The following is a 12,842-nucleotide window of genomic DNA, read 5'->3' on the forward strand; positions in this document are numbered from 1 at the left end:
AACCCCTTTAAATAAAGAGGTTTTTGCAAATTCAGCAGGTGGCTTTATCGCAGCCATCATGCTGCATCAGGTTTTAATCGACTTGAGTTTCTGTTCGGCACGCAAGGTTTCGGCATTTCTTTCTGCATTGAGGTCTTTACGCACAATCATGGAAACAGCAATTGCACCAATCAATGCCGGAATAGCCACCGCAATAAAGTTAAACTTGTGCGGTAATTCCATGCCCAGCAGGAAACCAATAAAGATTGGGCCTACAATCGCACCGACACGTCCCACAGCCGATGCACAGCCAATCCCGGTCGAACGAATCGACATTGGATAATACTGCGCCACAAAGCTGTAGAGCAAAATACTACTGCCAATTGCAGAAGCACCCGCGAGCGCCACCAGCAAGTAAATAACCGCTTGTGGTGAATTGAAGCCAAGGCCAACCAGTGATACCGCACCGAGCAGGAACATGCCGATAATAACCGGTTTCAAATGGAACCGGTCTGCCAGAATACCGCCACCAATGGTACCAATGACTGCACCAATATTCATGGCCATCAGGAACATCAAACTGTTGCCTAGCGAATATCCGGCTGCCATCATCAGTTTCGGCAACCAGCTGCCCAAGGCATAAACCATCAACAGGCACATAAAGAAGCACGACCAGAACAGCAAGGTACTCATGCTACGGCCCTGCTTGAAGAGTGCTGCAATTGAGGCTTCTGAGGTTTGTACTTCATTCAGCACAAAATGGGTATCTGCATTCAGATTCTGTTCTGGACTGAGCTGTTGCACAATATGGCGGGCTTTTTCATTTTGCTGTTTTTTCACCAGAAAAGTTAAAGATTCTGGCAAATAAAACCATAAAATCGGCAAGATTAACAATGGAATACCGGCGATATAGAACATGATTTCCCAACCAAAACTTGGAGTAAACCAGGCCCCAAGCAAGGCTGCCATAATCCCGCCCACCGCATAACCACTAAACATGGTGGTCACCAAGGTACTGCGCATTTTTTGGGGCGCATATTCAGAGGTTAAAGCAACCAGATTAGGCAATACTCCACCAATTCCTAGACCTGCAATAAATCGCAAAATTCCGAATTCGGTTGGGTTCGAGGCGAAACCGCCCCAAAAAGTAAAACCACTGAATAAGGTGACACAAATCAGAATCACATTTTTTCGGCCAATTTTATCAGCCAGCATGCCAAACAGCATGGCACCAAACATCATGCCGGCCAAAGCAGTACTGGCCAGCATGCCAGCCTGCACTGCAGACATATTCCATTCTTGCATTAGTAGTGGCAGGGCTACACCGTTAATTGCCAAATCATAACCGTCAAAAATCACGATAAATACGCACCAAAGTACGACTTTTAAATGAAAGGGTTTAAACTTTGCAGTATCTACTACAGCATTTACATTTACTGTATTTATAGTCACGCCTCACCTCCTGTGAGTTGTTATTCGTTGTTTTTAGCACGACACATGACACTAACTCTTATTTATTATTTTTAATGATTCTTATCGCCATGTTTTCGCAACAACTTAGTTCAACACAGCTATTTTTGAGACAGTATGCGACTAAAGTCTTAAGCATGATGCAAAAAACTAAACCCATGGGTCTAGTTTTTAATCAATGATTAACAATTTCAGCCGGTTTTTGGTTTAAAAAACTCTTCCAGAGCCTTCAGACTCTGGAAGAGTTTTTTAAATTTCGAAAATAAAATGCAATTAATACAATGGTTGAGGTAATTGGATCTGAATCATTTCATTATCATCTGCCAGATTTTGATTACGCCCACTGGAGCCAGGAAAATTATTGTCATTCAGGACGGTAATTAAATCAGGCCCTTCAATAATAATGTCCTCAATGGTCTGGAATGGAAAACCAAAGCGCTGACCGGTGGCAATATCTCCCGGACGTACCGGACCATAAAGTAAATCCGGATTGGCCACATCCATCAAATTGACCAGTTCTTCGCGCGTCACAGACTCACCGGACTGATTCAGTTTAACCTTGATTAGTTTTTTATAACCGCCCAGATTATTTTCACTGTCATCGCGTTCAATGATCACCCCTTCTTGGGCATTAAAAAGCTGAAAATCACCAATAGCAGTAGCTTTAGAATCCAGCTCAAAATAATAGAAATTTCCGGTATAAATCTTATTTTCTATATCAAACTCTGAAATGATTAATTGTGGAGTCGTGGCATTTAATAAAGGTTTTTCGAGTAAAGGGTACAAATAGCGGCCATCAGGTGAAATTGCCATGCCTTCGAAGCCCCCACTTTGCTGTACGAGAGGTTCGATATACGCTGTAGTTCCCTTATTTAGCTGATTTTGTGGAGATCTCAGTTCAGTTCCGGTCTCTAATGGATGTGTTAAAGCGATCGGCGGACTTTGCAAGATTCCCTCTGCATTAAAATGCAGTAAATAAGGCCCAAATTCATCTCCTATCCAGATATCCCCATTAGGTGCACGTTGCATAGATTCCGGATCAAAGTCAGCACCGGTCAATAAACGCTCTTGAGTATTCTCGTTAATAATCTCAAAAGGAATCAGTTTATTCGGATCACGAAGCTGAATATAAGCAAGATGTTCGACAGCTGCCGTGCCACCGGTTTTGGTTCTAAAATCACTAGAAAGATGATGCAAACGCAATAAATAATCAGAAGAATTATCCTGCGCGCCAAAGCCATTGTCCGACATCACCAGATAGGTTCCGTCCGGATTTTTTAATGCAGCAGAAAAACCTTGTACAGGCTGACCTGAAAATGGCGGAAAAATCCCATTTGCTCCACGTACATCTTTGCCGGAATCAGGCCCTTCTGCATAAGTCTCTACATCCAGTTTGGCAAAAGAGACTAAAGTCGGTTCACTGATATTTTCTATAGGCTGAACAACCTTATCATCCGAATCATTACATGCCGTCAGAGCCAATACGGAAATAGCCAGCATACTTAAGCAGATTTTTCTCATACGTCCATTCATCTTTTTTATCAAGTCAAAGCCTTATTGAATGTGCTTTGCATGACAGGAACGTTGCGAGGAAATGAAGTTTTAACGACAGTTTTATAGAAACAATTCTTATTTTATCCACATAAAAAAACACCCCCTGCTGATGCAGGGGGTGTTTCGAATAATGAGCTGGCGATGACTTACTCTCACATGGGTAACCCCACACTACCATCAGCGCTAAGAGGTTTCACTTCTGAGTTCGGGAAGGGATCAGGTGGTTCACTCTTGCTATTGTCGCCAGCACAACTGTTTATGGACTTGTTCGGGTCTTATTTAACTGCTTTGCAGTATGTGCCGTACTTCGTACCAAATAGAATACATTAACAGGTATATCTGAGTTGAATATTGTCTTACTAACAAGATACTGAATCAAGTCGTTTTGCTGAATATCGAATCAATTGATGCTTTATACAACAACTGTTTGGGTGTTGTATAGTCAAGCCTCACGAGCAATTAGTATTGGTCAGCTTCATGCATCACTGCACTTCCACATCCAACCTATCAACGTCGTAGTCTTCAACGGCTCTTTAGAGGACATAAAGTCCTAGGGAAATCTTATCTTGAGGTAGGCTTCCCGCTTAGATGCTTTCAGCGGTTATCCCTTCCGAACATAGCTACCCGGCGATGCGACTGGCGTCACAACCGGTACACCAGAGGTTCGTCCACTCTGGTCCTCTCGTACTAGGAGCAGATCCTCTCAAATTTCCAACGCCCACGGTAGATAGGGACCGAACTGTCTCACGACGTTCTAAACCCAGCTCGCGTACCTCTTTAAATGGCGAACAGCCATACCCTTGGGACCTGCTTCAGCCCCAGGATGAGATGAGCCGACATCGAGGTGCCAAACACCGCCGTCGATATGAACTCTTGGGCGGTATCAGCCTGTTATCCCCAGAGTACCTTTTATCCGTTGAGCGATGGCCCTTCCATACAGAACCACCGGATCACTAAGACCTACTTTCGTACCTGCTCGACTTGTGGGTCTCGCAGTTAAGCGCGCTTTTGCCTTTATACTCTACGCGTGATTTCCGACCACGCTGAGCGCACCTTCGTACTCCTCCGTTACTCTTTAGGAGGAGACCGCCCCAGTCAAACTACCCACCAGACATGGTCCTCGCTCCAGATTATGGAGCAGAGTTAGAACCTCAATATTACCAGGGTGGTATTTCAAGATTGGCTCCACCAGAACTAGCGTCCTGGTTTCAAAGCCTCCCACCTATCCTACACAAGTAAGATCAAAGTTCAATGTCAAGCTGCAGTAAAGGTTCACGGGGTCTTTCCGTCTAGCCGCGGGTACACCGCATCTTCACGGCGAATTCGATTTCACTGAGTCTCTGCTGGAGACAGCGCCCCCATCATTATGCCATTCGTGCAGGTCGGAACTTACCCGACAAGGAATTTCGCTACCTTAGGACCGTTATAGTTACGGCCGCCGTTTACTGGGGCTTCGATCAAGAGCTTCGCTTACGCTAACCCCATCAATTAACCTTCCAGCACCGGGCAGGCATCACACCCTATACGTCCACTTTCGTGTTTGCAGAGTGCTATGTTTTTAATAAACAGTTGCAGGGGCCTGGTTTCTGTGGCTGCTCTCAGCTCAGGAAGCAAGTTCCATCACCAAAAGCAGCGTACCTTCTCCCGAAGTTACGGTACCATTTTGCCTAGTTCCTTCAGCAGAGTTCTCTCAAGCGCTTTGGTCTACTCGACCTGACCACCTGTGTCGGTTTCGGGTACGATTCCTGTGTAACTGAAGCTTAGAGACTTTTCCTGGAAGCATGGTATCAGCCACTTCACTGTACAAGTACAGCTTGCTATCAGTTCTCAGCATAGAGCACCCCGGATTTGCCTAAGATGCATGCCTACAACCTTCCACCTGGACAACCAACGCCAGGCTGACTTAACCTTCTCCGTCCTCTCATCGCATTACACAGAAGTATTGGAATATTAACCAATTTCCCATCGACTACGCCTCTCGGCCTCGCCTTAGGGGTCGACTCACCCAGCCCCGATTAACGTTGGACTGGAACCCTTGGTCTTTCAGCGAGCGAGTTTTTCACTCGCTTTGTCGTTACTCACGTCAGCATTCGCACTTCTGATACCTCCAGCAGACTTCTCAATCCACCTTCATCGGCTTACAGAACGCTCCCCTACCACGCATAATAAATTATGCATCCGCAGCTTCGGCATATAGTTTTAGCCCCGTTACATCTTCCGCGCAGGCCGACTCGACTAGTGAGCTATTACGCTTTCTTTAAAGGGTGGCTGCTTCTAAGCCAACCTCCTAGCTGTCTATGCCTTCCCACATCGTTTCCCACTTAACTATAATTTTGGGGCCTTAGCTGGCGGTCTGGATTGTTTTCCTCTTGACTACGGACGTTAGCACCCGCAGTCTGTCTCCCGGATAGTACTCATTGGTATTCGGAGTTTGCATCGGTTTGGTAAGTCGGGATGACCCCCTAGCCGAAACAGTGCTCTACCCCCAATGGTATTCGTCCGAGGCGCTACCTAAATAGCTTTCGGGGAGAACCAGCTATCACCAAGTTTGATTAGCCTTTCACCCCTATCCACAAGTCATCCCCTGGCTTTTCAACGACAGTGGGTTCGGTCCTCCAGTTAGTGTTACCCAACCTTCAACCTGCTCATGGATAGATCACCTGGTTTCGGGTCTATACCCAGCAACTAAACGCCCTATTAAGACTCGGTTTCCCTACGGCTCCCCTATTCGGTTAACCTTGCTACTGAATATAAGTCGCTGACCCATTATACAAAAGGTACGCAGTCACCGGACACAATGCCGGCTCCCACTGCTTGTATGCATGCGGTTTCAGGATCTATTTCACTCCCCTCACAGGGGTTCTTTTCGCCTTTCCCTCACGGTACTGGTTCACTATCGGTCAGTCAGGAGTATTTAGCCTTGGAGGATGGTCCCCCCATATTCAGACAAGGTTTCACGTGCCTCGCCCTACTCGACATCATCATATAAGCCCTTTCGTGTACAGGACTATCACCGTCTACGGTCGCACTTCCCAGAGCGTTCCACTAGAACTTATATGACTTAATGGGCTCTTCCCCTTTCGCTCGCCGCTACTGAGGGAATCTCAATTGATTTCTTTTCCTAAGGGTACTGAGATGTTTCACTTCCCCTCGTTCGCCTTGCAACACTATGTATTCATGTTGCAATACCTACCTTATGGTAAGTGGGTTTCCCCATTCAGACATCTCCGGATCACAGGATATTTGCCGCCTCCCCGGAGCTTTTCGCAGGCTATCACGTCTTTCATCGCCTCTGACTGCCAAGGCATCCACCACATGCACTTAATTACTTGACTATACAACCCCAAACAGTCGCTTGATCCTACAAGTAGATCAACCAACATTCAGTTTAGTGTCTCGTGAACTTAATCACTGTACAGCTTCAATTAGATTCATATACCAAAACGCTTGATTCAGTTAATCGCTAGTTTCTCAGTTCTTCATCTCCATTCAACTATGTCACTTGCGTGTCATACTTAAATATCAATTTAGTTCTGAGCCTTAAACAATTTATTTCAACTCAAATATATTCTGTTAATGATTGATCTAGCCTTCGTCAGGTCTAGACGCTGTGATAAATCACAGAGATTATCAAGTGCGCGTATCATAACGCTTGTACTTGTTAATCTCTAGGATCTAAACACTTGATCGCTTAGGAACTAAACAACTTCAACACTGTATGCTTACATACTGCGCGAAGCGTAGCTTCTTGCTTAAATTTCAAGGAAAAGCATGCTTTTCTTGTCTTGAAATTTGGTGGAGACTAGGAGAGTCGAACTCCTGACCTCCTGCGTGCAAAGCAGGCGCTCTACCAACTAAGCTAAGTCCCCAGCTTATCAATAAGTCAATGTTTCTGATTTCTGTAAGTTTGCAGAGTGGTGGGTCTGACAAGACTTGAACTTGTGACCCCACGCTTATCAAGCGTGTGCTCTAACCAACTGAGCTACAGACCCTCAGATACATCGTATGAAGAACAACTTGTTGTGGATTCTTACCAATCGTCAATCTTTCGTTAAGGAGGTGATCCAGCCGCAGGTTCCCCTACGGCTACCTTGTTACGACTTCACCCCAGTCATCTGCCACACCGTGGTAAGCGTCCTCCTTACGGTTAGACTACCTACTTCTGGTGCAACAAACTCCCATGGTGTGACGGGCGGTGTGTACAAGGCCCGGGAACGTATTCACCGCGGCATTCTGATCCGCGATTACTAGCGATTCCGACTTCATGGAGTCGAGTTGCAGACTCCAATCCGGACTACGATCGGCTTTTTGAGATTAGCATCCTATCGCTAGGTAGCAACCCTTTGTACCGACCATTGTAGCACGTGTGTAGCCCTGGTCGTAAGGGCCATGATGACTTGACGTCGTCCCCGCCTTCCTCCAGTTTGTCACTGGCAGTATCCTTAAAGTTCCCGGCTTAACCCGCTGGCAAATAAGGAAAAGGGTTGCGCTCGTTGCGGGACTTAACCCAACATCTCACGACACGAGCTGACGACAGCCATGCAGCACCTGTATGTAAGTTCCCGAAGGCACCAATCCATCTCTGGAAAGTTCTTACTATGTCAAGACCAGGTAAGGTTCTTCGCGTTGCATCGAATTAAACCACATGCTCCACCGCTTGTGCGGGCCCCCGTCAATTCATTTGAGTTTTAGTCTTGCGACCGTACTCCCCAGGCGGTCTACTTATCGCGTTAGCTGCGCCACTAAAGCCTCAAAGGCCCCAACGGCTAGTAGACATCGTTTACGGCATGGACTACCAGGGTATCTAATCCTGTTTGCTCCCCATGCTTTCGCACCTCAGTGTCAGTATTAGGCCAGATGGCTGCCTTCGCCATCGGTATTCCTCCAGATCTCTACGCATTTCACCGCTACACCTGGAATTCTACCATCCTCTCCCATACTCTAGCCAACCAGTATCGAATGCAATTCCCAAGTTAAGCTCGGGGATTTCACATTTGACTTAATTGGCCACCTACGCGCGCTTTACGCCCAGTAAATCCGATTAACGCTTGCACCCTCTGTATTACCGCGGCTGCTGGCACAGAGTTAGCCGGTGCTTATTCTGCGAGTAACGTCCAAGCATCTTGGGTATTAACCAAGAGCTCCTCCTCCTCGCTTAAAGTGCTTTACAACCAAAAGGCCTTCTTCACACACGCGGCATGGCTGGATCAGGGTTCCCCCCATTGTCCAATATTCCCCACTGCTGCCTCCCGTAGGAGTCTGGGCCGTGTCTCAGTCCCAGTGTGGCGGATCATCCTCTCAGACCCGCTACAGATCGTCGCCTTGGTAGGCCTTTACCCCACCAACTAGCTAATCCGACTTAGGCTCATCTATTAGCGCAAGGTCCGAAGATCCCCTGCTTTCTCCCGTAGGACGTATGCGGTATTAGCATCCCTTTCGAGATGTTGTCCCCCACTAATAGGCAGATTCCTAAGCATTACTCACCCGTCCGCCGCTAGGTTAGGTAGCAAGCTACCTTTCCCCGCTCGACTTGCATGTGTTAAGCCTGCCGCCAGCGTTCAATCTGAGCCATGATCAAACTCTTCAGTTTAAAATCAGTAGTACCTTTAAAGGGTACCAATCTTGGCTCATCAATTTTCTGACAAATATTTCTCAAATAAACTTCGAGTAATTTCTACCATCAATCAATGAAAATAATTTCGATCGATCAACCAGTAAAAATCCACACAAGTTGTTCTTCATAATCTCTTAATGATCTTTCTAACACCTCGTCAGTGCCAGAAGCTGGACTTCGACAAACTCAACAACTCAGCACTTCGTGCTTCGTTCGTTTCCGTCTATCTCGTCGGTATGGGTGCATTCTAGAGGATTTCAGAATCATTGCAACCCCCAATTCACTATATTTTTCACGTATGTCTTTTTTTTCTACAAAAAATCCTAAAAAATCGCTTTTTTATCTAATTTTTAAGCGTTTTTATGCAATAAATGCACTAAACACGCCATTTTATTTTTATGAACCCAAAATTAATTAGACTTAAAAGCTATCAAAATAAGAATTAAAACCAGAGTTTTTGAGTTTCCAGCCTTAAATTCTGTTTTTTCCATTCGGTTTAACGACTAGAACCAGCGCCAGATTTTGAAAGAGCGCTTGAATCGATTATTCTCATTTAGCTTGCTAGCATTATTGGCATATGTTGAATGAAAATTTTATAAGGTGACCTCACGCTCTTGCTCTATATAGACATCATGTAATTTGTTGCTTCTGATTATCCCGGCACATCTATCCCTTCCCTATAGAGTACATTTCAGCAGCTTCATTTTATCCAGCGACTTTCCCAATCTCCTAACCTAAAGCAGTGTTGTATCACTTCTATAATCCTGTTTTCTCAGCTTGATAGTCTTCAATAATAAAAAATAGTTTCGCGCATCGTGATAAACGCTCCTCAATCAGGGAACATACAAAGTAATACACAGCCAGATTAAGCCGTATAAACAAGTGCTAGACACAGAGATCACACTGCTGTTTTTGTTCGGCCGACTACTATTCAAATAACAAACTTAAAATGCACTTCATGTCTTCATCAAAAATATCTTCTGTTTGATACGAATACATCTAATAGGGTTCTTGCATAAATTATTTTTGAATCACTACACAACACTACTGTGCAAGGGAGAGGTTTCTCTAAGAAATCCCCTCATTCTCTTGTGAAGTAATATTTCTCATCGCAGAGGGAAAAAGAACTTTCAATATCTATTCAAATATGAATATAAGGATCATTTTTTGATTTATGAAAGAGCTCTAATCATCTCTAATTTGTTTTTATATTGTGGTTTTCTAGGCGCTAGCTAAGCTTTAGCCAGTAAAACAATGCTTTATTAGAGAAGGAATTTGGACTGGAATGCTTTAAGAAAAGTGCTATTTACAGCTTTAAAGCTTCGGAATGAAATCGCTACAAATAAAAAAGGAAGAGATCTCTCCCAAAATCTCCTCCTTAGAATTGAATCTTTACCCGATCCATTATGTCATTATTATAGTTATCCAGTTTAAAGCTTTAAAAAAGAGTCCCTTGGGGAAGATACCTTATAAATTGTGGAGTTACCTTATTATGATTACCCTCTAGATGTTTAAACAAATTCTCTAGATGAATAAATCCTATACATAATAAACTCGAAAAGCAAGCGATTTGGGAAAATTTAACTCTTGTTTTTATAGGGTTTTTTTTGAAGTTACTTATTTGCTTTATAAATATAGTACATCAACAAAAAAGCAGACCGAAGCCTGCTTTTATTTCAACAACTTATCAGGTTTTTAATCGGTGAAAATCACTTTGGCAATAGCTTTTTTGCTGGCCTGAACAATCAAGGTCAGATTTTCTTTCACCGAATATGAACTATCTACAGCCTGCCAATCGACTTTCACCGCGCCACGACCCAAAGCATCTTTGGCTTGTGCAGAGTTCTTGACCAAACCTGCTTCACGCAAAATTGAAGTGATAAAGATCTCGCCACCAAACTCAGCACGTGAAATGGTGATTTCTGGCGTACCTTCCGGTAATTCACCTTCAGTAATGATATTACCTGCACCTTTGTGGGCATTGGCAGCAGCTTCCGCACCGTGGAAACGCTCTACCAGTTCAAGCGCCAGAATCTTTTTCACTTCTTGCGGATTACGGCCTTCAGCGACTTCTTTTAAAAGCTGCTGGATGTCTTCAATTGACTTGAAACTTAAAAGATCAAAATAACGCTCAATCAGTGAATCCGGCATTGACAGCACTTTTTGGTACATCGCACCCGGCGCATCAAATACACCAATATAGTTGCCTAAAGATTTAGACATTTTATTGACGCCATCTAAACCTTCAAGAATCGGTACTGTAATACAAACTTGTGCTTCTTGATCATAACGACCTTGCAGGGTACGACCCATCAACAGGTTAAAGGTCTGATCGGTACCGCCCAACTCTACGTCTGCTTCTAGCGCAACCGAGTCATAACCCTGAACCAATGGATACAAGAACTCATGAATTGCGATCGGTTGCTGGTTGTTATAACGCTTGGTAAAGTCATCACGCTCCAGCATACGCGCCACGGTTTGCTGTGATGCCAATTGAATCAAATCAGCCGCAGTTTTTTGTGCAAACCATTCCGAGTTAAACACCACTTTGGTTTTATTCGGATCAAGAATTTTAAAGACTTGTTCTTGATAGGTTTTAGCATTTTCCAGCACTTGTTCACGTGACAAAGGCGGACGCGTTGCACTCTTTCCGGTTGGGTCACCGATCATGGCAGTATAGTCACCAATCAAGAAATAGACTTCATGACCCAAATCCTGGAATACTTTTAACTTGTTAATCAGAACCGTATGACCTAAATGCAAGTCAGGTGCTGTAGGGTCAAAACCTGCTTTAATTTTTAATGGACGATTCTGTTTTAATTTCTTGAGAAGATCTTCTTCAGAAATAATTTCATGGGTGCCTCGTTGAATGAGGGCAAGTTGTTCTTCAGCCGGCAGGAAATTTGACATCACAAAATCCAATACATCAGTTACTCAATTTGTGCGATATACTAACACTTTTTCAGCATATTGCAGGCTTAAGAATCACCATGACAGCGATCTATATTGGGGTAATGACCGGCACAAGCATGGATGGTGTCGATATTGTTGCTGCTTCTTTTGATCCATTACAGCTTCATGCCACCCTCACTTTAGCATTCGATCCCGATCTTCGAGATGAGCTGATGGCGCTGACCTTGCCAGATGACAATGAAATTGATCGTATGGGCAAAGCCGACGTGGCTTTGGCAGAAATGATTGGTCATGGTATCAACCAACTGATTGAAAATAACCAGTTAGATAAATCTAAAATTAAAGCCATAGGTTCGCACGGCCAAACCATCCGGCATCGTCCGGAACACGGTTTTACCCTGCAAATCGGGGATCCGAACATTATTACTGAAATTACAAAAATTCCAGTGATTTCAGATTTCCGTCGTCGTGACCTGGCGGCAGGTGGTCAAGGTGCACCACTGGTGCCTGCCTTTCATCAGGACATTTTCCAGCATGACAGCATTCACCGGGTGATTTTAAACCTGGGCGGGATTGCCAATGTCAGCCTGCTGCCTGCCGGAAAGCCGGAACAGGTCTATGGCTTTGATACAGGGCCAGCCAATATTCTGATGGATGCCTGGTGCGCGCGTTATACCGGCCAACCTTATGATGAAAATGGCAATTGGGCCGCTTATGGCACTCCGATTCGCAGCCTACTGGATCGCTTGCAGTCGCACGAATTTTTCTCCAAAGAACCGCCTAAAAGTACCGGTCGTGAAGACTTCAACCTGGAATGGCTGGATGAACAGATTGCCGACTGGCGCAATGACCTGCAATACGATGAACTGGAAGATACTCCGGAAAATGTACAGGCGACCTTGTTAAAGCTCACCACGCGTGCAATTAAAAAAGCCATTTACCGTTCTGGTATGGATACCGGACAGGTTTTTGTATGTGGGGGCGGTGCCTATAATTCCTATTTACTTGAGCAACTGCGCTGGCGCTTACGCAAACATGAATGGAGCGTACAAACCACCGCAGATTTAGGCCTGAGCCCGACCTGGGTAGAAGCCACTGCCTTTGCCTGGTTGGCGATGCGTTTTATCAAGCAACTCAATGGCAATCTGCCGGCAGTGACCGGTGCTGCAGGATATCGAGTACTTGGTACGATTACCTCAATCTAAAGTTATAAGTATTAAAAAATCCCTTCTCCCTTTGGGAGAAGGTTTGGATGAGGAAAAGTTTTATATAAACCTCTTCCCGAGAAGCATGCTTCGCAAGTCTCCTGCAA

At 44.7% G+C, this 12,842-nt stretch carries 4 protein-coding genes, 2 tRNA genes and 3 rRNA genes; 1 reads left to right on the plus strand and 8 read right to left on the minus strand.

What is annotated here, in order from left to right; all coding sequences use genetic code 11:
- Positions 1-66: 66 nt before the first annotated feature.
- The 8 genes from AC3IT7_RS14800 to tyrS all read right to left on the minus strand — a co-directional run bounded on the left by AC3IT7_RS14800 (position 67) and on the right by tyrS (position 11,527).
- Complete coding sequence (locus AC3IT7_RS14800) at positions 67-1,431, minus strand: MFS transporter (protein ID WP_489248969.1); 1,365 nt, start codon at positions 1,429-1,431, stop codon at positions 67-69.
- 291 nt (positions 1,432-1,722) lie between these two features.
- Complete coding sequence (locus AC3IT7_RS14805; protein WP_489248970.1) at positions 1,723-2,970, minus strand: esterase-like activity of phytase family protein; 1,248 nt, start codon at positions 2,968-2,970, stop codon at positions 1,723-1,725.
- Positions 2,971-3,136: 166 nt separating this feature from the next.
- Positions 3,137-3,251: ribosomal RNA gene (rrf, locus tag AC3IT7_RS14810) — 5S ribosomal RNA — on the minus strand.
- 190 nt (positions 3,252-3,441) lie between these two features.
- A 23S ribosomal RNA gene (locus AC3IT7_RS14815) occupies positions 3,442-6,338 on the minus strand.
- Positions 6,339-6,796: 458 nt separating this feature from the next.
- Positions 6,797-6,872, minus strand: a tRNA-Ala gene (locus AC3IT7_RS14820).
- A gap of 46 nt (positions 6,873-6,918) precedes the next feature.
- Positions 6,919-6,995, minus strand: a tRNA-Ile gene (locus AC3IT7_RS14825).
- Positions 6,996-7,055: 60 nt separating this feature from the next.
- Positions 7,056-8,593, minus strand: a 16S ribosomal RNA gene (locus tag AC3IT7_RS14830).
- Together the 16S, 23S and 5S rRNA genes with 2 tRNA genes alongside form the textbook arrangement of a ribosomal RNA operon.
- A gap of 1,719 nt (positions 8,594-10,312) precedes the next feature.
- Positions 10,313-11,527 (minus strand): tyrosine--tRNA ligase, encoded by a 1,215-nt coding sequence (tyrS, locus tag AC3IT7_RS14835; RefSeq protein ID WP_475653621.1) that lies wholly within the window; start codon positions 11,525-11,527, stop codon positions 10,313-10,315.
- An 80-nt stretch (positions 11,528-11,607) separates the two neighbouring features.
- Here tyrS and AC3IT7_RS14840 point away from each other — a divergent pair, with 80 nt between their 5' ends.
- Entirely contained in the window at positions 11,608-12,735 is a 1,128-nt protein-coding gene (locus AC3IT7_RS14840; protein WP_475653622.1) for an anhydro-N-acetylmuramic acid kinase, read from the plus strand.
- Positions 12,736-12,842: the final 107 nt, after the last annotated feature.

The organism is Acinetobacter sp. KH_038 (genome assembly GCF_057839405.1).

Coding starts and splice junctions, on each gene's coding strand:
- AC3IT7_RS14840 (WP_475653622.1), top strand. CDS start 11,608: ATGACAGCGATCTATATTGGGGTAATGACCGGCACAAGCATGGATGGT.
- AC3IT7_RS14805 (WP_489248970.1), bottom strand. CDS start 2,970: ATGAGAAAAATCTGCTTAAGTATGCTGGCTATTTCCGTATTGGCTCTG.
- tyrS (WP_475653621.1), bottom strand. CDS start 11,527: ATGTCAAATTTCCTGCCGGCTGAAGAACAACTTGCCCTCATTCAACGA.